Origin of the sequence: Cryobacterium soli (assembly GCF_003611035.1) — a bacterium.
In the GTDB taxonomy this organism is placed as follows: Bacteria; Actinomycetota; Actinomycetes; order Actinomycetales; family Microbacteriaceae; genus Cryobacterium; species Cryobacterium soli.
Genome location: NZ_CP030033.1, coordinates 1600437 through 1621082, shown reverse-complemented (window position 1 = coordinate 1621082; position 20646 = coordinate 1600437). Strand labels below are relative to the sequence as shown.

The following is a 20646-nucleotide window of genomic DNA, read 5'->3' as shown; positions in this document are numbered from 1 at the left end:
GGGTCACAGCACGTTGATGGCGCTGGCCCGCCAGCGGTTGTCCAGCCCCTCGAGGCGCACAGCCACCGCTCGCACCCGAACCTTGCTGTGCACGATCACCACGGCCTCGATGATGCCGTCTCTGGGCTCGTTGATGGTGACCCGGCCGATCATGATGGCGGGACGCTGAGCCCGCTGGCCCTTCACCGCCCTCGCGCGGGCAGAGAGCACCACGCGCTTGAGCAGGTGCCGGTAGACGTCGTCGCTCACCCAGCGGGCCAGTTGGTCCAGCTCCCTCGCCCCAGCCAGAACCTCGATCACGCACCGGGTCAGGTTGACCAGCAACGGTTCCGGATCCGGCAGCGTGCTGCGAGAGCTGGGCTGATGGCCGAAGAAGTCGTCGTCGAGGAAGGCCTCGGCGGATTCGTGGCCACCGAGCCGGGCTGGTGGGGCGGCCGGCGCACCAGCAGGTGCGCCGGCCGTGCCGGGTGCTGCGTCGGGCCGGTTGGGCGCGTTGGCCTGCGGCGTGGGTCGGGGCTGGGGCCCGGCAAGTGGATCGCTCATGGGTTGCTCCAGATGCGTGGATCCGTGGTGTCGGCGAGGAGAACAGGGCGTTGCTGGCGCTGTCGTGCGAGTGGAACACCGGATCGACCCCCGTGGAACCCGAGGCCTTGGCCGACACTCAACCACCCGTAAACCCGCGTGTCTAGGCTTCTCTGCCGGCTGTGGATAACGTCAACGTCCGGGGCAGCGGCCGACTACGGTCGTGGTGTGCGCTGGGACAACCTGTTCGACGACCTCGAGGGTCAGCTCGAGAACGAGCTGACCGCAGAGGACGCCGAACTGCGCGCGGAAGAGGAACGCCTGCGACTGGGCCGGCTCGGGCTGCGCCAGCGGCTCGCCGGGGTGCGTGACGGCCCGACGGGCTCCCGGGTGCTGCAGGTGGTGCTGGTGGGCGCGCAGACGATCACCCTCCGGCCCACCGTCTTCGGGCGGGACTGGCTGGCCGCCGACCTGCTCGAGGCCGGCGCCGGCACCCCGCAGTGCATCCTGCCGTTCGGGGCCATCGCGGCCGTCGTGCTGCACACCGACCAGGTAGCGCCGTCGCTCGCGGAGGTCGTCGACGAGCCCGCCCGGATGGTGGACCGCATCGGTCTGCCCTTCGTGCTGCGTGATCTCTGCCGTCGGCGCAAAAGCCTGCAGATCCGGACCGGGGTGGGTCAGGTCACCGGCACCATCGACAGGGTCGGGCGCGACCACATCGACGTGGCCGTGCACGCGGCCGGCACACTCAGGCGGGCGTCGGAAGTGCAGCAGCTGCGGATCGTGCCGATCCCGCAGATTCAGCTGGTGCGGTTGGACTGAGCGCCGCCGGCATCACCGTCGCTGCGCCCGGTCTCGCCGTCCAACGGCCCGGGACCGCCGGGGCGCAGAATCCGGCCTCCGGACAGCTCCGGGATATTCGCGAAGTCGGATTGCTCCCACAGCGACATCCGTCGTGCCTCTTCGTATTTCGCCTCGATGTACGACTCGAGGACCACCCGTTCCACTCGCCAGGCGCCGGCTGCGCCGATTCGGATGGCCGGAAGCTCACCCGTGCGCACCAGGTCGAGGGCGGCGGCGAGGGAGAGGTTCAGGATCTCTGCGGTGTCGGCGAGGGTCAGGAATCTGCCGACGGACGCGGAGGAGACGGGATCGCTCATGCGAACGATTATCCGTCGATCAGGGCTGTCCCGCACGGCCTGGCGCCGAGCTGTGGATAACTTCAACGCGTTCTCCCTCGGTGGGTCACGATGGTAACCACACAGGGAATCTCGACCCGAACGGTCGGGAGACAGGGCGGTGATGGGGTGGCTCACACAGCGTTGGCTCACACAGCGTTGGCTCACACAGCGTTGGCTCACACAGCGTCGGATCACGCAGTGGTGCGGTACCCGACGGGCAGGGCGGGGCGGTGAAGCCGCGACCGGAGAGCGGTGCGGGCCGGCCCGCCTCCTCGACACGGCCCCGGTTCTGGGTCGACCCGAGGTTCGCCCTCGGCCTGGTCCTTGTGATCGCGTCGATTGTGGGCGTCGCCGCCGTCGTCGCCGGAAATGACCGGACCGTCGCCGTGTACGCCGCCCGAGAGCCCTTGACCGTCGGAGACCGCCTCGACGTGGCCGACCTCGTCGAGACTCGCGTGCGTCTGGGGGCCGGCGACGCCCTCTACCTCACGCCAACACGGATCCCCGCCTACGGCCTGACCGTGACCCGCACCATCGGCGCCGGGGAGCTGGTGCCCACGTCCGCTGTGGGCGCCCGCTCCGGCGAATCGATGACGAGCCTGGTCGTGGACCTGCGGGGACGCCTGTCGACGGGACTGGCCGCGGGGTCGGTGGTGGACGTGTGGTCGGCCGGCGAGGCCGAGGGGGAGTCCTTCGGGCCCCCGGCGGTGCTGGTGGGGCGGGCGAGCATCGTGCGGATCCTGGAGCCGACGGGCCTCATCCAGTCTGGCGAGGGCCTCAGCGTGGAGGTGCTGGTGCCCAAGGGCAAGGTGGCCCAGGTCCTGGAGGCCATTGCCAACGAGGACGCGATTTCGATCGTGGCCGTGAACTCGCCGATCGGCGGATGACGGTGGTGCTGCTGGCGCTCGCCCTCGACCGCGACACCGAGGACCGGCTGCTGCCCGACATCATCGACCACGGTCATGTGATCGTCGCCCGCCCGGCGAACGTACCCGAGCTCCTGGCGGCGATCGACAGGCACGGCCCCGATGCCCTCATCGTCGCGGCTTCGGCCGGCACCCTGACCGCTGAGCTGTTGGCGGCGAGCGACGCGAACGGCATCAGGGTCGTCGCTCTGGCCGCCACCGACCACGACCGCCGGTACGTCGCCGACCTGGGGCTGCACGAGGTCGTCGCGGCCGATGCGGACTGGGTGGAGATCGAACGGGTGCTCACGATGGGTGCGGTGATCCCGTTGCGGATCGACGATCCGCCGGACCGTGGCGGCTACGCCGATGGTGCCCCGGACGTCGTCCCCGGCCGCACCACCGGCTCGGGAAGCTCGGGAAGCTCGGGGAGCTCGGGGAGCCCGGACGACCCTCCGCCCGGCCGGCACCGGGGGCGCCGGGCCGGGCCGGGCCGACGAGCCAAACCTGCGCGGCAGCCGGTGCCCGGGCCCGAGCAGGGCACAGCAGCGCCGAGTGGCCGGGCCGCCGCGGAGCCGGTCGCGGGGCTCGAGGGTCCCGGCATCGTGATCGCCGTCTGGGGGCCGGCCGGCGCGCCGGGCCGCACCACTCTGGCGATCAATATCGCCGCCGAGATCGCGGCGGCCGGGCACACCGTGGTCCTGGCGGATGTCGACACCTACAGCGGGTCGATCGCGCCGAGCCTCGGCCTGCTCGACGAGGCGCCGGGTTTCGCCGCCGCGTGCAGGCTGGCGGGCGCCGACGCGCTGACCAGGTCCGAGTTCGAACGGATCGCGCACCGCTACAACTCGCCGCGCGGCGCCTTCCGGGTGCTCACCGGTATCGGGCGGCCGTCGCGGTGGCCGGAGCTCTCGGCGGAGCGGGTGAGCCGCACCATCGCCACACTGCGCGGCTGGGCGGACTACGTGGTCCTCGACACCGGGTTCAGCCTGGAGAGCGACGAGGAGATCTCGAGCGACCTGTTCGCTCCGCGCCGGAACGCAGCGACCCTGGCCGCCCTGGGCATCGCCGACCGGGTCGTGGCGTGCGGTCTCGCCGACCCCGTCGGCATGGCCAGGTTCCTGCGTGTCTGGGGCGATCTGACCGAGGTCATCAGCACCCACCGGGTGCACGTCGTGATGAACCGGGTGCGCGCCAGCGCGGTGGGCCTCGGGGCGGCCGGGCAGGTGAGCAGCGCATTGCGCCGGTTCGGCGGCATCGAGGCTGCGGTGCTGGTGCCGCATGACCAGGCCGGGGTGGATGCGGCGGTGCTCACCGGCCGCACCCTGCGCGACGCGGCCCCGCGGTCACCGGCCCGGCTCGGAATCCTCGGCTTCGTGCAGCGGGACCTGCTCACCGGGCCCGAAGCCGCGCCGGCGCGGCGGCCCTGGCGCCGTGCGGCGCCCTGGCGGCGCGCAGCGCCGGCGACCTGAAAGGCGACCTGAGAGGCGACCTGAGCGGCGACCTGACCGGCGCGGGCCGGCCGCGGGTGGTCTCAGCCTGCGTGCGTGTGAGGGCCCGCGACCGGGATGACGCTCAACGACCCGTCCGCGCCCATGATCAGCACCACGCGCTCGCCGTGCACGCCGTCGAGCGCGCTCGTCACCTGAGCCGGGTCCGGCAGGACGGTGGCCCCGTCGGCGCGCTGCCACCAGCTCACGGTGGCGCCGGTGAGCTGCCGCAGGTGCCGCAGCACCGGTTCGGCACCCGGGCCCATGATGAGCACCACCTCGCCGATGCCGGTTACGGGGCCGCGCGACGCAGCCGGGGTCGGGGCGGGTGCCGGCGCGGCTGCCGCGATCGCGGCCCGGTCGCCCCGCCAGACGCTGAAGTGGTACCCAGCCACGAGAGCCGTGGCCACGAGCAAACCCAGCGGCGCCCGGAGCCGGTCGAGCAGTCCGGCCTCGCCGGCCAGGAGCGAATCGAAGAGGCGGAACCCGATCACCAGCAGGGCGACCAGCGCGACGACGGCGCTGACTCCGAACACCACGACAAGGTACGCACTGCGGCCGATGCTGCGGCGTCGCTCCGGCAGCACGGCCGTGGTCGGTCGCCAGGTGAACCACCACAGCGGACCGCCCACCACGAGCGAGCTGAGGCCGGCGAGGAGGAGCGTGCGCGGGTCGGAAGCGGCCAGGGCCGTCGTGAGGGTGGCGAGCAGGGCGTTCACGATCACGCCGATGCCGGATGCGGCGGCCACGAGCGACACCCCGCTTGTCACCAGGACCCCTGCGCCGCTCACCGCCGCCGAGCGTCGGGCCGCCACGGCGCGGTGGTAGCCCCAGATGAGCCCGCCGACGAGCGCGGCGGCGATCGCCGCACCGAGCGGATCGAGCAGCACGCGCACCGGGTCCGTGCGGTCCACGGCCACGCGGAGCAGCACGAACAGGGTGGTGCCCGCGCCCGCGAGGGTCAGCAGGCAGCCGCCCAGGATGCCCACCCCGACGAGGGCGACCGCGCCGAGGCCGGTGCGCACGGCACGGCCACCCTCGCGACCCCAGTGCCACCACCAGACGAGGCCGCCGCCGGCCGCCCAGACCAGCGATTGCAGTGCGGCCCACCACCAGGGAACGCCGATGGGCGCATCCGTGGTGCCGGCCAACGCCGTGTCGAAGAGCACCGTGAGCGCTGAGACCGCGCCGCCGGACCCGAGCAGCAGTCCGACGACTCCGCCCAACACCGCAGCGGTGCCGGGGAGCCGGGTGGGACGACGGATGCTCCGGCGCAGGACGAACCTGTGCCCCGCCCAGACGCCCGCCCAGACCAGACCCGTGGCCGCCTCCCCAGTGGCGCCGTCACCGCGCACCGCCGCCGACAGAGCCGAGAACAGCGCGGTGCTGGCCACGACGAGCGCCACGGTGCACATGCCCACCACATACAGGGCCCAGGCCAGCGACTCCCGTTCTGGCCGGTCGGCCAGGCGCCGCCAGGCGAACCAGCCCAGCAGTGCGGCGAGCGGTCCGCCGACGAGGGTGAAGCTCAGCGACACGGCCAGGCCCGCGGTGTCACTGCCGACGACGGTGGCGCCGGTCACCACGTCGAACAACCGGCCGAGCAGGTCGGCGAGACCCCCGGCCGTGAGCAGCACGAGGACGAAGAGGATGCCGTACACCACCACCCGGCGCAGCACCGGCGCCGCGGAGGGCCGCGGGGCGGCCGTCGTCGGCGGGATGCCCGCCGGCGCGGTGCCCGGCGCGGTCACAGTCCGTCTCCGCTGCCGGTCGACGGGCACACCATCAGCTGCCACGGCACGACATCGATCAGCCAGCCGTCGTCCGCCCTGACCAGCTCGAAGACGTCCTCCGACTCGGACTCCGACGAGCCGAACGGCCCGGCGTCGTAGAACGTGACGATCGATACCCGCACGTCGGCGCTCGAGACGCGCTCGGTGGAGTCCAGAAAAGTGACGCGGATGTCGTTCGTGCCGGCTTCGGAGTACCGGTCGCAGTTCGCCAGGGCGGTGCTGGTGAGGTACCGCGCCGCCGTGTCCTCATCACCCTCCACGGCGGCGGCCGCGTACCGCTGCACCACCCCGCCGGGCGTTCCGGCGTCCAGAAGCTCTGGCGTACCACGGGTGAACACCACCACGAGTGCCACCAACACAAGCAGGGCGATCAGGCCGAGCACCACCAGCAGGGCCGGGTCGGGACGAGCCGGCGGGGCCGGCTCATCGGCGAGAGCGGGGGAGGGGGCGTCTGGGCTCATGAGCGAAGCATGGCGCATCCGGTGCCGTGGCGCCAGCATCCGGTGCGTGCCGGGCGCCGGGCGGCCGTAGGCTGTTCTTGTGTCGACGCTCAGTGATCTCGTACTTGCCCAGGGCCGCAACAGTGCGGAGGACGTCGACTGGTTGCACATGCTCGTCGCCGACGGCCAGCTGCTGGCCGACCTCGCCTTCGCCGACATCGTGGTGTGGGTGCCGACCTTGGGCGGCAGCTTCGTCGCCGTGGCCCACGCCAGGCCGTCCAGCGCCGCGACACTGTTCTACCGCGACTTCGTCGGCCAGGAGATCAAAGCCGAGTGGCGCAAGCAGGTCACCGAAGCCTTCGACACCGCCAAGATCATCGATACCACCGCACCGGACTGGTACGAGGAGACGCCCACCCGGGTGCGCGCCATCCCCGTGCGCCGCCGCATCAGCTCCAGCGGCGCCGAGATCACCCCCGAGCCCATCGCCGTGCTCACCCGGCACACCAATCTCAGCGAGACCCGCACGCCGGGTCGCCAGGAGCTGACCTTCAACGACTGCGCGAACGACCTCTTCGCGATGATCGCCTCCGGCGACTTCCCCGACCTGGGCGCCCCGACCGGCCCGCGCCGCGGCGCACCCCGCGCCTCGGACGGCCTGATCCGGCTGGACCTGGACGGCGTGACCACCTTCGCCAGCCCGAACGCGCTGTCCGCGTTCAACCGCATGGGCTTCGCCGACGAGCTGGAGGGCGAGTCCCTCGCCGAGGTCACCACGAGCCTGCTCAGCGGCAAGGCCGTCGTCGACGAGTCCCTCCCGCTGGTCGTGACCGGCCGGGCCCCCTGGCGCACCGACATCGAGGCCCGCGGGGTGACGGTGTCGCTGCGCGCGATCCCGATCCGCAACCGCGGCGAGCGGATCGGCGCCATCGTGCTCTCCCGCGACGTCTCCGAGCTCCGGCACCAGGAGCGCGAACTGATCACCAAGGATGCGACCATCCGGGAGATCCACCACCGGGTGAAGAACAACCTGCAGACCGTGGCGTCGCTGTTGCGCATCCAGGCGCGCCGCACCCACTCGGACACCGCCCGTGAGGCGCTCAACCAGGCCATGCGCCGGGTCGCGGCCATCGCCGTCGTGCACGACACGCTCTCCAGCGGGCTCAGCCAGAACGTCGACTTCGACGCCGTGTTCGACCGGGTGCTGCTGCTCATCGCCGAGGTGGCGTCGGCGCACAACACCACGGCCCACCCCAAGTCGTCCGGCAGTTTCGGGATCCTGCCCAGCGCCTATGCGACGCCGCTCGCGCTCGCGCTCACTGAACTCGTGACCAACGCTGTCGAGCACGGCCTCGCCGGCCGGGAGGGCGAGGTGTCGATCGAGGCCGAGCGCGACCTCGAGACCCTCACGGTGCGCGTGCGCGACAACGGCTCCGGACTGCCGGAGGGCAAGGTCGGGTCGGGACTCGGCACCCAGATCGTGCGCACCCTCATCCAGGGCGAGCTCAGCGGATCGATCGACTGGCACACCATGATGGGCAGCGGCACAGAGGTCACCATCGAGATCCCGCTGCGCTTCATGGAATTCGACTGAAGCCTTAGGCACCGGGGGCACCGTGTGACGCAGGCACAAAAAAGCGGGCGAGGAACGGGATTCCCGTTCCTCGCCCGCTTCGTCAGCGTGACGTCGAGTGTCTCAGGACGCGCGGCGGGCGCGGGCGGCGCGACGCTTGAGGGCGCGGCGCTCGTCTTCGCTCAGTCCACCCCAGACGCCGGAGTCCTGACCGGTCTCGAGAGCGTACTGGAGGCACACCTCCGTGACGTTGCAACGGGCGCACACGGACTTGGCCTTCTCGATCTGGTCGACTGCGGGACCAGTGTTGCCAACCGGGAAGAAGAGTTCCGGGTCGGCGGTGAGGCAGGCAGCTTTATCGCGCCAGTCCATAGGGGTGCTCCTTTATTGCGGGGGGATGCCTGGCCGATCGGCCGAAGATGCGGGGGGAAGCCCAGGTTGCAGGAAGGTCGGATCTACATGGAGATCTGCTCACCACCCTGTGAGCGTCAACCGGGCCTCAAATATGGTCGCATAATAGGGGTGTCAAATCAATAGTTTTGTATGGGATAACGCTGTGAGCCAACCGTTCGACCCCAGCCAGGGGGGTCCTGGCGAGCCCCGTCGAGCCCGCCGATCCCGCGCACTGACCGTCTTGGCGGCACTCCTGGCCGCGGAGGCAGCCCTCCTGTGGGCGGCCGTGATCTGGCTCATCCTGGAGCTGCTCACCGACCAGCCCACGTCTTTCGCCAGCGCGATCGCCATTCTGGTGCTCACCATCGTTGCTGCACTCTGGGTCAGCACGATTGCGGTGGCCACCCTCCGCGCCCGGCCGTGGATCCGGGCTGCCGCGGTGACCTGGCAGCTCGTGCAGGTCTTCGTCGCCATCGGATGCTTCCAGGGCCTCTACGCCCGGCCGGACCTCGGCTGGGCGCTGCTGGTGCCCTCGGTGCTGGTGATCGTGCTTCTCTTCACCCGCAGCGTGCTCGAGGCCACCAGCACCCGCGACCCGAGTTAGAGGCCGAGCTTCTTGCGCAGGCTCGCCACGTGCCCGGTGGCCTTGACGTTGTATAGCGCCAGCGTGACCACGCCGGCCTCGTCGAGCACGAAGGTGGAGCGCAGCACGCCGGTGACGACCTTGCCGTAGAGGTTCTTCTCGCCCCAGGCGCCGTAGGCGCGGTGCACGGTCAGGTCCTCATCGCTGAGCAGCGGGAAGGTCAGGTGGTCGTTCTCGGCGAATGTCGCCAGCTTGGCCTGGGTGTCCTTCGACACGCCCAGCACCTGGTAGCCGGCCTGGGCCAGGGAAGCGAGGTTGTCCCGGAAATCGCAGGCCTGAGTGGTGCAGCCCGGTGTCATCGCGGCCGGGTAGAAGTACACCACGACCTTCTGGCCGCGGTAATCGGCCAGGGAGACACTCTGGCCGTTCTGGTCGGTCAGGGTGAACTCGGGGGCCGTGTCGCCGGCTGCAAGCCGTGTGGAATCCGTCATGATCCCACGTTATACGAGTCAGTTCTCGCCCTGGCGGTGCGACGGAGCGGCCGCGAACGTCTCCAGGAGGCGCTGGAGGGAGTCCAGGCGGGCTTTGCCGGTGTCGCCCAGGGTTCCGGCCGCGACGGCCTCGTTGATGGCGCAGTCGGGCGATGACGGCAGGTGGGTGCAACCGCGTGGGCACTTCTCGGCGATGACGGCCAGGTCGGTGAAGGCACGCAGGATGTTGTCGGTGTTGATGTGGCCCAGGCCGAAGGAGCGCACCCCGGGGGTGTCGATGACCCAGCCGCGGCCGGCGTCCGTTTCGAGCCGCAGCGAGATCGTCGACGACGAGGTGTGCCGGCCCCGTCCGGTCACGGTGTTCACCACGCCCACGGCGCGGTGCGCGTCGGGCACGAGCGCGTTCACGAGCGTGGACTTGCCCACGCCCGAGTGGCCGACGAACACGGTGTCGTGGCCCACCAGCGCCGCCGAGATGGCCTCAAGCGGCATGGCGTCGTCGCGGCTCTGGAACACGGGCAGGTCAAGGCCGGCGAAGTTGTTGAGGAACTCGGCCGGGTCGGCGAGGTCGGTCTTGGTGATGCAGAGGATGGGGGACACCCCGGCGTCGTACGCCGCGACCAGGTACCGGTCCACCAGGCGGATGCGCGGCTCCGGGTTCGCCGCGGCCACGACGATGAGCATCTGGTCGGCGTTGGCGACGATGACGCGTTCCACCGCATCCGTGTCATCGGCGCTGCGGCGCAACAGGGTCACCCGCGGCACGATGCGCACGATGCGCGACAGGCTGCCCTCGGCCCCGGTGGTGTCGCCGACGATATCGACGCGGTCGCCGGTGACGACGGCGTGCTTGCGCAGCTCGCTGGCGCGCGCGGCCGTGACCCGGCGTTCGGTGGGTTCGTTCTCGTCGAGCATCACCGTGTACCGGCCGCGGTCGACCGAGAGGATGCGCCCGGTCAGGGCGTCGCCGTGCTCCGGGCGGGTCTTGGTGCGCGGCTTGGTGCCCTTGCGGCCCGGCCGCACCCGCACGCTGGACTCGTCGTACTCCGGTTCGTCATCGTCCGGCGTCGCCCACCACGTCACGCGGTGCCCGGTCCAGCGAGCAGTCCGTGCCAGAGGTCAGCGAACTGCGGGAGGGTCTTGGCCGTGGTGCCGATGTCCTCGACCTCCACGCCGGAGACGGCGAGGCCGAGCAGCGCGCCCGTGGTGGCCATCCGGTGGTCGTCGTAGCTGTGCCAGGTGCCGCCGTGCAGCGGTCTGGGGTCGATGGCCAGGCCGTCGGGCAGCTCGGTGACGTGCCCGCCGAGGTTGTTGATCTCGGTGGCCAGAGCGGCGAGCCGGTCGGTCTCGTGGTGGCGGATGTGGCCGATGCCCGTGATGGTGCTGGGCGAGTCGGCGAGGGCCGCGAGGCCTACGAGGGTGGGCGCCAGTTCGCCCCCGGTGGAGAGGTCGAGGTCGACCCCGGTGATGCGGCCGGTACCGGTAACGGTGAGCCTGTCGCCGTCGATCGATACGGTGGCGCCGAAGAGCGGCAGCAGCTCGGCCAGGTGCGCGCCGACCTGGGTGGTCGTCGTGGGCCAGCCCGTGATGGTGACGGAGCCGCCGGCGACGAGGGCCGCCGCGAGGAACGGGGCCGCGTTGGAGAGATCGGGTTCGATGTCGACCTCCGCGCCCTGGATCGGGCCCGGCTCGACCAGCCAGACGCCCTCCTCGGGGCTGGTGACCGTGACGCCGCGCTGAGCGAGGGTGTGGATGGTCATCTCGATGTGCGGCAGGCTCGGCAGCCGCTCACCGGCGTGGCGCAGCCGAAGGCCGGTGCGGAACCGGGCCGCCGCGAGGAGCAGGCCGGAGACGAACTGGCTCGACGAGGAGGCGTCGATGGTGATCTCGCCGCCCTCGAGGCCGCCGGTGCCGTGCACGGTGAACGGCAGTGCTCCGCGGCCGTCGTCGTTGATGTCGGCGCCCAGGTCGCGGAGCGATGTGATCGTCGTGGACATCGGACGGCGCCGGGCGCCGGCGTCGCCGTCGAAGGTGGTGGGGCCCAGCGCCAGCGCGGCGACGGGAGGCAGGAACCGCATCACGGTGCCGGCCAGGCCGCAGTCGACCGTGGTGGAGCCGAACAGCTCGCCGGGCGTGATGCGCAGGTCGGCACCGTACTCGCCGGCACCGTCGACGGCCTCGATGGTGGTGCCCAGCTGCCGCAGCGCGTCGACCATGAGGTCGCTGTCGCGGGAGTGCAACGGGGCGCGCAGCAGCGACGGCGAGTCGGCCAGCGCCGACAGCACGAGTTCCCGGTTGGTCAGCGACTTCGAGCCGGGCAGCGACAGCGTCGCGGCCAGCGGCACGGTGGCGACGGGCGCGGCCCAGAGCGCATCGATCTCCTCTGGCGAACTGTCTCCGTAGGGATCGAACTCCGGCTTGGAATATCTCGAGATCAACATCGGTTATCAGAATAGTCGGGATCATCCTGGCCGGGACCGCCTTGACAGGTACGTTTCCGAACACGGCGGCCCATCCTGCGGCCGCACACCGGGAGGAAGCAGTGGCAGCAACTCTGCTCATGGAGCGCACGCCCGCGGCATCCGCGTCTATCGCTGGCCTAGAATTGCCCGTGATGACAACAGATACGACTGATATGCGGGACCTGTTCGAAGCACAGGCCATGCCGTTCATCGACCAGCTCTACGCAGCGGCGATGCGCATGACGCGAAACCCCTCTGACGCGCAGGACCTGGTGCAGGAAACCTTCGTCAAGGCGTTCGCATCGTTCAAGCAGTTCGAGCAGGGCACCAACCTCAAGGCCTGGTTGTACAGGATCCTGACGAACACCTTCATCAACACCTATCGCAAGAAGCAGCGCGAGCCCTACCAGGGCACCATCGACGACCTCGAGGACTGGCAGCTGGGCGGGGCGGAATCCACGACGGCGACGTCGAGCCGTTCCGCCGAGGCCGAGGCCATCGACCACCTGCCCGACAGCGCCGTCAAGGACGCCCTCCAGTCGATTCCCGAGGACTTCCGCCTGGCGGTGTACTTCGCCGACGTCGAAGGCTTCTCTTACCAGGAGATCGCCGAGATCATGAAGACGCCCATCGGAACGGTGATGAGCCGTCTGCACCGGGGGCGCCGGCTGCTGCGCGATCTGCTGTCCGGTTACGCCCTCGAGCGTGGCCTGGGCGGCAACCAGACAGGCACGAGCACGAAGAAGACATCCGGGAGCACAGGAAAATGACCGATTGCGGTTGCGAGAAGGCCAAGGCCGAACTCGAAGAGTATCTGCACAACGAACTCCGCAAGGAGGACGCCCTCGACATTCGTGAGCACCTCGAGCACTGCCCCGACTGCCGGAGCGAGCACAACGTGGGCCGCACCCTCACCGAGGTGATGCAGCGTGCCTGCAAGGAGACCGCGCCCGAGGACCTGCGCGACCAGGTGCTGCTGCGCCTGCGCGCCATCCAGTCGGCGCACTAGCGCCGTAGCTCACCCGGTGCCGGAGGATCAGCCGATCCGCGCCACCGTCACTTCGATGGCCGTCACGGCAGGGTCGCCGGACTCCACGAAGTACTCCTCAATCGTGTCGTAGACCCTGCGGCACACCTCAGTGGCCGCTCCGGCGTCCGCGACGCCGATCGACACGGATGCCGTGACGCCCTCGTCGGTCTCCCGGAGAGCCACGAACTCCGGGTCCCGGGGCTTCTGCGTCAGCGCCCCCACCACGTGGTTCACCACGGCAGTCAGCACCGGTGTGGCCGGATAGACCTCGTCGACGCCGGGGACCTGCTCGACGACAGCGGCCAGTTCGGCGGTGCGCTTCGTTGTGGTGCTCATGGCATCTCCAGTCTGACGGATCGGGCGGGCCAGATCAGTGTAGATCCCCGGGCCCCCAAAAAACTTTCCTGCCAGTTTCGTGACGAATCCGCCGCTGTCTGCGTCATAACTATGACGATGCCAATCCTGCCCCGATTCGGGGCTGAGAATCGGCCTTGAGAAATCGTCGACAACTTCCCCCACATTCGTCAGCCTCCAGCCCCCTATGCGGGCGTTGCGGACACCAGGACCGGCGCCGGCGCGCCATCGCCGCCCAGAGAGCGTCGAGCCGAGCGCCGGCACCTCAGGTGGCCCATCCGAACCAAGGAGAACGTCCAGATGAACAGCATCAGCCCCGAACAGCCGAGCCCGTCGACGACCCTGCCCGCTAGCGCCGGTGCCGTCTCCGACGCCTCCGCCGAGCGGGTCGGCGAGGGGGAGACGACCATCAAGGACGGTGTCATCGCCAAGGTCGCCAGCCTGGCCGTGCGCGAGGTCGACGGCGTCCACGCCCTGGGCAGCGTGCCGACCCGGGCGCTCGGCGCGATCCTCGACGCCGTCACCAGCACCGACGTCAACCCCGGCGTCTCGATCGAGCTCGATGACGACGGCGTCACCGTGCAGATCGTGCTGGTCGCCGGGTACCCGGTGCCCCTGACCGACCTCGCCGGCCAGGTGCGGTCATCCGTCACCCGTGCCATCGAGGGTTTGGTGGGCATGCCCGTCTCCGCCGTGAACGTGACCATCACAGACATTTACGTGGCCGAAGAGCAGGTCGACAATGGCGTCGACTAGCTTTCCGGCCACGTAATCAAGCCGGCTCCCCAGAGCCCGGTCGAACGGGCACAGCGCGTTCGAATCACCAGCAGTACCCACACCAACAGAAAAGAGACACTCCATGGGGTTCTTCGGATTCCTTCTTCTCGGCCTCCTCGCCGGTGCCATCGCCAAGCTCATCCTCCCGGGCAACCAGGGCGGCGGCTGGTTCGTCACGCTTCTGCTCGGCGTCGTCGGCGCACTGCTCGGCGGATTCCTCGGCAGCCTGCTCTTCAACGCGCCGCTCGAGGACTTCTTCTCCATCCAGACCTGGCTCCTGGCCATCGGTGGATCCATCATCGTTCTCCTCATCTACGGCCTCCTCGTGGGCCGTCGCAAGGCGTAATTCCCTCCGGTTTTCCTACCGGCATGACAGGCGGCACACCGAACCCACGGGTTCGGGTGCCGCCTGTCGGCGTTCCGGGTCCGGTGTTCCAACTTTCGGTCGATGCCCCCTGCCGCTCTCCGGTCTACTGTCGGGACTGTGATGAAGACAACTGCCCCCGAGCCGCCCACGGATGCGGGCCGCCGGCCGAATAAGACCGGCTCGTCCAGCAGGGTGCCGCTGTGGCTGCGCATCCTGATCCCCACCGCGCTGATCCTGATCTGGTTCGTGATGTTCGGCGCCGGCGGAGCCTCCTTCGGCCGGATCAGCGACGTGTCCACGAACGACCAGGTGCAGCAGCTGCCCGCCAGCGCCGACGCCACCCGCGTTCAGGCGCTCCAGGCCGAGTTCCGCGGCGACGACGTGCTGCCCGGCGTGCTCGTGTACGAACGCGCCGGAGGCCTCACCGAGGCCGACCGCACGGCCATCACCGCGCAGGTCGCCGATCTGGCCGAACTGGATGGTGTCGTCACCGAGAGCGTGTCACCGGCCATCTTCTCCGAGGACGGCGAGGCGGCTGAGGCGATCCTCACCCTGGATACCCAGGTGAAACCGGCCGACACCGTGGAGTCCATCCGCGCGTACCTGGCCGACAACCCCATCGACGGGGTGGACACCTATGTGACGGGCCCGGCCGGACTCATCGCCGATCTCACCGGCGCGTTCGCCGGCATCGACGGCATCCTGCTGCTCACGGCGCTGGCGGCGGTGCTGGTGATCCTCGTGATCGTCTACCGGTCGCCGCTGCTGCCGCTGATCGTGCTGTTCACCAGCCTCTCGGCGCTGTGCGCCTCGGTTCTCGTCGTGGTGGCACTGGCCAGCGCCGACGTGCTGATCCTGACCGGGCAGACCCAGGGCATCCTGTTCATCCTGGTGATCGGTGCGGCCACCGACTACTCGCTGCTCTACGTCGCCAGGTTCCGCGAGGCGCTGCGCGACAACGCCACGAAGTGGGACGCGACCCTGGTGGCCTTGCGCGGCTCGTTCGAGCCGATCCTCGCCGCCGGCGGCACCGTGATCGTCGGCCTGCTCTGCCTGCTCTTCAGCGACCTCAACTCGAACAAGGCGCTCGGCCCCGTGGCGGCTATCGGCATTGCCTTCGCCCTGCTCAGCGCCCTAACCCTGCTTCCCGCGCTCATGCTGTGGGCAGGCCGGGCCGCGTTCTGGCCGGTACGCCCCAAGCTCGGCTCCGCGCACCCGGGCCTCGATGGGGACAACGCCAAGGGGGTCTGGCCGTGGCTGGCCCGCCTGATCAGCCGTCGCGCCCGGCTCATCTGGATCGCCTGCACGGTGCTGCTGGCTGTGGCTTCCATCGGGGCGTTCCAGTTCAAGGCGGACGGGGTGTCCCAGAGCGAGTTCGTGCTGGGCACCTCGGAGGCCAGGGACGGCCAGGCCGTGGTCGGGGCGCATTTCCCCGGCGGCTCCGGCACCCCGGCCGTGGTGGTCGGCCCGGAGTCCGAGCTGCAGGCGATGACGGATGTGCTGCTGGCCAACGACGGCGTCGACTCGGTCACCGTGCTGTCCGAGGACTCCGTGAGCGGGTCCCTGCCGGTCACCGCCGACGGCGTGCAGGCGTTCGGCCCCCCAGGCACCCCCGCCGGCGACCCCACGGTGATCGACGGCGACGTCATGCTGCAGGCGACCCTCACCGATGTGGGGGACTCTGCGGCGGCCGAGGAGACGGTGCGTGAGCTCCGGGTGGAACTCGACAGCGTCACGGGCACCGTGCTCGTGGGCGGAACCACGGCCATCGCTGTGGACACCACCGACACGGCTATCCACGACCGCAACCTGATCATCCCGATCATCCTCGGTGTCATCCTGGTGATCCTGATGCTCCTGCTCCGGTCGGTCCTGGCTCCCGTGCTGCTCGTGGCGACCGTGGTGCTCTCCTTCGCCGCCGCCCTCGGCGTGTCCTCCTGGGTGTTCGACGGCGTGCTCGGCTTCCCCGGCGCCGACCCGGTTGTGCCGCTCTACGGGTTCGTCTTCCTCGTCGCCCTCGGCATCGACTACAACATCTTCCTGATGACGCGGGTGCGGGAGGAATCGATCCGGTTCGGCACCCGTCCGGGCATCCTGCGCGGGCTCGTGGCTACTGGAGGGGTGATCACCTCGGCCGGTCTGGTCCTCGCCGCCACGTTCGCCGCCCTGGGGGTGCTGCCGATCTTGTTCCTGGCGCAACTGGCGTTCATCGTGGCGTTCGGCGTGCTGCTGGACACCTTCCTGGTGCGGTCCCTGCTGGTGCCGGCGCTCGCGCACGACATCGGCCCGAAGATCTGGTGGCCGAGCAAGCTCGCCACGGCAGCTCCGCGCGAAACCCTCTAGCCGGGATAGGAAAAGGGCCGCACCCCCGAGGGGGTGCGGCCCTTTTCACGTCCGGACGTAGAGCGCCGGACGCCTAGAGGGTCAGGGCGTTCTTGATCAGCTCGGCCTGCTCGGCGGCGTGGCGTTTGGCGGACCCGGCCGCCGGCGACGCCGACGCTGCACGGGAGAACAGCCGCACCTGCCGGCCCAGCTTGTCCTTGCCCATGCTGCTGGTCTGGAGGTAGAAGAACGGCCAGGCGCCCTGGTTCTCCGGCTCGTCCTGCACCCAGGCCAGTTCGGCGTTGGGGTACAGATCAGCGACCTGCTTGAGCTCGGCGCCCGGCAGCGGGTAGAACTGCTCCATGCGGACGAGCGCGATCTCGCGGTTCGGGTTCTTCTCGAGGTCGGCCAACAGGTCGTAGTAGAGCTTGCCGGCCATGAACAGCACCCGCTTGACGGCGGACTTGTCCTGGATCCGGGCATCGTCGATCACCGGTTCGAACTTGCCGCTGGTGAAGTCGGCGACGGGGCTGGTCGCCCCGCGCAGACGCAGCATCGACTTCGGGGTGAAGACGATCAGCGGGCGGCGCGGCCGCATGTAGGCCTGACGGCGCAGCAGGTGGAAGTACGACGCCGGCGTCGACGGACGGGCGACGGTCATGTTGTTCTCCGCGCACATCTGCAGGTAGCGCTCGATGCGGGCCGAGGAATGGTCCGGGCCCTGGCCCTCGTAGCCGTGCGGCAGCAGCAGCACGACGCTGGAGCGCTGGCCCCACTTCTGCTCGGCCGAGGAGATGAACTCGTCGATGATGGTCTGGGCGCCGTTGGCGAAGTCGCCGAACTGCGCTTCCCAGAGCACGAGGGCGTCGGCGCGTTCCACCGAGTAGCCGTATTCGAAGCCCATGGCGGCGTATTCGCTGAGCAGCGAGTCGTAGATCCAGAACCGGGCCTGGTTCTCGCTCAGGTTCGCCAGCGGCAGCCATTCCTGGCCGTTGACCCTGTCGTGCAGAACGGCGTGCCGCTGCACGAAGGTGCCGCGGCGGGCATCCTGGCCGGCGAAGCGCACCGGGGTGCCCTCCAGCAGTACCGAGCCGAGCGCCAGCAGTTCGCCGAAGCTCCAGTCGATGTTGCCGTTGCGGCTCATGTCCAGGCGCTTCTGCAGCAGCTGCTGCAGCTTGGAGTGCACGGTGAAGCCGGCGGGCTTGTTGTTGAAGGTGTCGCCGATCAGCTGCACGACGCTCTCCGGTACCCCGGTGGTGAGGGGCTCGCCGATGGCGTCGTCCTGTGCCGCTGCGTTGGAGAGTTCCCGGTTCGCGGCGGCGGCATCGCTCGTGATGATCGGGATCGAGGCGGTCTGCGCCGCGTGGGTCTCCATGAAGGCCCGCTCGAGGCGGTCCTGGAAGTCCGCGTGTGCCGCTTCGAACTCCGCCTGGGTGATGTCACCACGGCCGACCAGCGCCTCGGTGTAGAGCTTCCTGACGCTCCGCTTGGCCTCGATGAGGTTGTACATCAACGGCTGCGTCATCGACGGGTCGTCACCCTCGTTGTGGCCGCGGCGACGGTAGCAGACGAGGTCGATCACGACGTCGCGCTTGAATTCCTGCCGATAGGCGAACGCCAGCTCGGCCACCCGCACGACGGCTTCGGGGTCGTCGCCGTTCACGTGGAAGATGGGCGCCTGGATGGTCTTGGCCACGTCGGTGGAGTACACCGAGGTGCGGCCCTCGCCGGGAGGCGTGGTGAATCCGACCTGGTTGTTGACCACCACGTGGATGGTGCCGCCGGTGCGGTAGCCGCGCAGCTGCGACATCTGCAGGGTCTCCAGCACCACGCCCTGGCCGGCCATGGCGGCGTCGCCGTGCACGAGCACCGGGAGGGTGGAGAAGGTGCCGATGGGCTTGCGGTCCTGCTTGGCCCGCACGATGCCCTCGAGCACGCCGTCGACGGCCTCGAGGTGCGACGGGTTGGCGGCCAGGTACACGGCCACCTCCTCGCCGTTGCCACCGGTGAAGGTGCCCTCGGTGCCGAGGTGGTACTTGACGTCGCCGGAGCCCTGCACGCTGCGGGGGTCCTGGGTGCCCTCGAACTCACGGAAGATCTGCCCGTAGGTCTTGCCGGCGATGTTGGTGAGCACGTTCAGGCGGCCACGGTGGGCCATGCCGATGCAGACCTCGTCGAGGCCGGCATCCGCTGAGCCCTGCAGGATCTGGTCGAGCAGGGCGATGGTGGACTCGCCGCCCTCGAGGCTGAAGCGCTTCTGGCCGACGTACTTGGTCTGCAGGAAGGTCTCGAACGCCTCGGCCTCGTTGAGCTTGCCGAGGATGCGCATCTGCTCGTCGTGCGTGGGCTTGACGTAGGTCTTCTCCATCTTCTCCTGCACCCACTTGCGCTGGGCCGGATCCTGGATGTGCATGTACTCGATGCCCGTGGTGCGGCAGTAGGAGTCGCGGAGGACGCCGAGGATGTCGCGCAGCAGCATGGTGCGCTTGGTCCCGAAGCCGCCCGTGATGAACTCGCGGTCCAGGTCCCAGAAGGTCAAGCCGTGGCTGGCGATGTCCAGGTCGGGGTGGGTGCGCTGCTTGTACTCCAGCGGGTCGATGTCGGCCATGAGGTGACCGCGCACCCGGTAGGCGTTGATCAGTTCCTGCACCCTGGCCGTCTTGTCGACGGCGCTCGCCAGGTCGACGCTGATGTCCGGCGCCCAGTGGATCGGGTCGTACGGGATGCGGATGGCCGCGAAGATGTCCTCGTAGAAGTTGTGCTGGCCGATGAGCAGCTCGTGCACGATCTTGAGGAACTCGCCGGAGCCGGCGCCCTGGATGACGCGGTGGTCGTAGGTGCTGGTGAGCGTGATGGTCTTGGAGATGGCCAGGCTGGTGAGCGTCTTGACGCTCGCGCCCATGAACTCGGCCGGGTAGTCGAGGGCGCCGGCGCCGATGATGCAGCCCTGGCCCTTCATCAGCCGGGGCACCGAGTGCACGGTGCCGATGCCGCCCGGGTTGGTCAGCGAGACCGTGGCACCGGAGAAGTCGTCGGCGGTGAGCTTGCCCTTGCGGGCACGGCCGACGAGGTCCTCGTAGGAGGTGAGGTACTCACCGAAGGTCATGGTGTCGGCGCGCTTGATGGCCGGAACCATGAGCGACCGGGTGCCGTCGGGCTTGGGCAGGTCGATCGCGATGCCCAGGCCCACGTGCGCCGGTGCGATGACGGAGGGCTTGCCGTCCAGTTCGTCGTAGTAGACGTTCTGGGTCGGGAACATCTTGAGCGCCCGGATCAGCGCCCAGCCGATCAGGTGCGTGAAGGACACCTTGCCGCCGCGGGCCCGCTTCATGTGGTTGTTGATCACGATGCGGTTGTCGATGAGCAGCTTCGCCGGGATGGTGCGCACGCTCGTGGCGGTGGGCACGGTGAGGCTGGTGGCCATGTTGGCCGCGAGGCTCTTGGCCATGCCGCGCAGCGGCGTGACGACGTCCTGCGGGGGAGTGGGCGCCGCAGCGGAGACCACGGGCTGCGGGCTGGTGATGGGGGCGTCGGCCGGAACGGGCTCCGGCTTGGGCGCGATCGACGTGGTGCGCGCCGTGAGCGGACCGCCGACCACGGGGATCGGCGCCGTCACCGGGTGCGCCTGCGCGGTAGGCGTGGCCGGTTCTTCGGCCAGCGGCGGCGTCTCGGCCGCGGCGGGAGCGGCGGGGGAGGCCGCCCCGTCCGATGCCGGCGGGGCGTCGGCGCCCGCCTGGCCCGTGGCCGTCTGGTGGTAACTGTCCAGGATCGGCCACCAGGACCGATCCACCGAGTTCTTATCGATGAGGTATCGTTCGTAAAATTCGTCTACGAGCCATTCGTTGGCTCCGAATTCAGCAGAGGCCGTTTCTTCGGACCCACCGCCGGTCAACTGGTTCGACACAGCTGATCGCCCACTCTCTTCGTTGATTCTGATTCTCCATGGCGATCACAACCGCCGGG

The 20646-nt window shown here is 69.7% G+C and carries 20 protein-coding genes; 10 read left to right on the top strand and 10 right to left on the bottom strand.

All coding sequences use genetic code 11. The annotated features are described in order from the left end of the window. Positions 1-3: 3 nt before the first annotated feature. The gene (locus tag DOE79_RS20790; RefSeq protein WP_220094299.1) at positions 4-543 is read right to left on the bottom strand and encodes an Rv3235 family protein; all 540 of its coding nucleotides are present in this window, start codon (positions 541-543) and stop codon (positions 4-6) included. A 207-nt stretch (positions 544-750) separates the two neighbouring features. Between DOE79_RS20790 and DOE79_RS07440 the strand changes: the two genes are divergently transcribed. Then, complete coding sequence (locus DOE79_RS07440) at positions 751-1344, top strand: hypothetical protein (RefSeq protein ID WP_120337941.1); 594 nt, start codon at positions 751-753, stop codon at positions 1342-1344. Here DOE79_RS07440 and DOE79_RS21140 read toward each other — a convergent pair. Next, positions 1323-1682 (bottom strand): helix-turn-helix domain-containing protein, encoded by a 360-nt coding sequence (locus tag DOE79_RS21140; RefSeq protein ID WP_120337940.1) that lies wholly within the window; start codon positions 1680-1682, stop codon positions 1323-1325. The two genes, DOE79_RS07440 and DOE79_RS21140, sit on opposite strands and share 22 nt — an antisense overlap. Positions 1683-1933: 251 nt before the next feature. Here DOE79_RS21140 and DOE79_RS07430 point away from each other — a divergent pair, with 251 nt between their 5' ends. Continuing rightward, entirely contained in the window at positions 1934-2590 is a 657-nt protein-coding gene (locus DOE79_RS07430; protein WP_120337939.1) for a hypothetical protein, read from the top strand. Continuing rightward, positions 2587-4080, top strand: a complete 1494-nt coding sequence (locus DOE79_RS07425; protein ID WP_120337938.1) for a CpaE/TadZ family protein — start codon at positions 2587-2589, stop codon at positions 4078-4080. Before DOE79_RS07430 ends, DOE79_RS07425 begins: the two co-directional genes overlap by 4 nt. A 62-nt stretch (positions 4081-4142) precedes the next feature. Here the strand turns inward: DOE79_RS07425 and DOE79_RS07420 are convergent, their stop codons facing one another. Both DOE79_RS07420 and DOE79_RS07415 read right to left on the bottom strand, forming a co-directional pair. Then, positions 4143-5849 (bottom strand): DUF5671 domain-containing protein, encoded by a 1707-nt coding sequence (locus DOE79_RS07420; protein WP_245977184.1) that lies wholly within the window; start codon positions 5847-5849, stop codon positions 4143-4145. Beyond that, complete coding sequence (locus tag DOE79_RS07415) at positions 5846-6352, bottom strand: LpqB family beta-propeller domain-containing protein (protein WP_245977183.1); 507 nt, start codon at positions 6350-6352, stop codon at positions 5846-5848. The genes DOE79_RS07420 and DOE79_RS07415 overlap by 4 nt, the downstream gene beginning before the upstream one ends. Before the next feature lie 79 nt (positions 6353-6431). Here DOE79_RS07415 and DOE79_RS07410 point away from each other — a divergent pair, with 79 nt between their 5' ends. Beyond that, complete coding sequence (locus tag DOE79_RS07410) at positions 6432-7925, top strand: sensor histidine kinase (RefSeq protein WP_066593230.1); 1494 nt, start codon at positions 6432-6434, stop codon at positions 7923-7925. 102 nt (positions 7926-8027) lie between these two features. Here the strand turns inward: DOE79_RS07410 and DOE79_RS07405 are convergent, their stop codons facing one another. Beyond that, a complete protein-coding gene (locus DOE79_RS07405; RefSeq protein ID WP_035837005.1) occupies positions 8028-8276 on the bottom strand; it encodes a WhiB family transcriptional regulator in 249 nt (82 codons plus the stop codon). A gap of 184 nt (positions 8277-8460) precedes the next feature. Here DOE79_RS07405 and DOE79_RS07400 point away from each other — a divergent pair, with 184 nt between their 5' ends. Then, a complete protein-coding gene (locus DOE79_RS07400; protein WP_220094298.1) occupies positions 8461-8901 on the top strand; it encodes a hypothetical protein in 441 nt (146 codons plus the stop codon). Here DOE79_RS07400 and bcp read toward each other — a convergent pair. Genes bcp through aroA form a run of 3 tightly spaced genes read right to left on the bottom strand, consistent with a single transcriptional unit; the run spans position 8898 to position 11812 of the window. Next, on the bottom strand, positions 8898-9371 hold the full coding sequence (bcp, locus tag DOE79_RS07395) for a thioredoxin-dependent thiol peroxidase (RefSeq protein ID WP_120337937.1): 474 nt from the start codon (positions 9369-9371) through the stop codon (positions 8898-8900). The two genes, DOE79_RS07400 and bcp, sit on opposite strands and share 4 nt — an antisense overlap. A gap of 18 nt (positions 9372-9389) precedes the next feature. Further along, a complete protein-coding gene (rsgA, locus tag DOE79_RS07390) occupies positions 9390-10454 on the bottom strand; it encodes a ribosome small subunit-dependent GTPase A (protein ID WP_120337936.1) in 1065 nt (354 codons plus the stop codon). Then, on the bottom strand, positions 10451-11812 hold the full coding sequence (gene aroA / locus DOE79_RS07385) for a 3-phosphoshikimate 1-carboxyvinyltransferase (protein ID WP_120337935.1): 1362 nt from the start codon (positions 11810-11812) through the stop codon (positions 10451-10453). The genes rsgA and aroA overlap by 4 nt, the downstream gene beginning before the upstream one ends. Before the next feature lie 173 nt (positions 11813-11985). Here aroA and DOE79_RS07380 point away from each other — a divergent pair, with 173 nt between their 5' ends. Both DOE79_RS07380 and DOE79_RS07375 read left to right on the top strand, forming a co-directional pair. Beyond that, positions 11986-12603 carry a sigma-70 family RNA polymerase sigma factor gene (locus tag DOE79_RS07380; protein ID WP_066593248.1) on the top strand — a complete coding sequence of 206 codons (618 nt, stop codon included), beginning with the start codon at positions 11986-11988 and terminating at the stop codon, positions 12601-12603. After that, positions 12600-12842, top strand: coding sequence for a zf-HC2 domain-containing protein (locus DOE79_RS07375; protein WP_120337933.1), 243 nt, complete (start codon positions 12600-12602; stop codon positions 12840-12842). Before DOE79_RS07380 ends, DOE79_RS07375 begins: the two co-directional genes overlap by 4 nt. Before the next feature lie 27 nt (positions 12843-12869). Here DOE79_RS07375 and DOE79_RS07370 read toward each other — a convergent pair whose 3' ends face one another. After that, on the bottom strand, positions 12870-13199 hold the full coding sequence (locus tag DOE79_RS07370) for a hypothetical protein (RefSeq protein WP_120337932.1): 330 nt from the start codon (positions 13197-13199) through the stop codon (positions 12870-12872). 318 nt (positions 13200-13517) lie between these two features. Between DOE79_RS07370 and DOE79_RS07365 the strand changes: the two genes are divergently transcribed. The 3 genes from DOE79_RS07365 (at position 13518) to DOE79_RS07355 (ending at position 16704) form a co-directional block, all read left to right on the top strand. After that, positions 13518-13973 carry an Asp23/Gls24 family envelope stress response protein gene (locus DOE79_RS07365; protein ID WP_120337931.1) on the top strand — a complete coding sequence of 152 codons (456 nt, stop codon included), beginning with the start codon at positions 13518-13520 and terminating at the stop codon, positions 13971-13973. A gap of 103 nt (positions 13974-14076) precedes the next feature. Continuing rightward, a complete protein-coding gene (locus tag DOE79_RS07360) occupies positions 14077-14340 on the top strand; it encodes a GlsB/YeaQ/YmgE family stress response membrane protein (RefSeq protein ID WP_066593261.1) in 264 nt (87 codons plus the stop codon). A gap of 141 nt (positions 14341-14481) precedes the next feature. Beyond that, positions 14482-16704, top strand: coding sequence for an MMPL family transporter (locus tag DOE79_RS07355; RefSeq protein ID WP_120340219.1), 2223 nt, complete (start codon positions 14482-14484; stop codon positions 16702-16704). Positions 16705-16777: 73 nt separating this feature from the next. On the opposite strand, the gene DOE79_RS07350 is transcribed toward DOE79_RS07355, so the two are convergent. Further along, positions 16778-20587 (bottom strand): multifunctional oxoglutarate decarboxylase/oxoglutarate dehydrogenase thiamine pyrophosphate-binding subunit/dihydrolipoyllysine-residue succinyltransferase subunit, encoded by a 3810-nt coding sequence (locus tag DOE79_RS07350; RefSeq protein ID WP_120337930.1) that lies wholly within the window; start codon positions 20585-20587, stop codon positions 16778-16780. Positions 20588-20646: the final 59 nt, after the last annotated feature.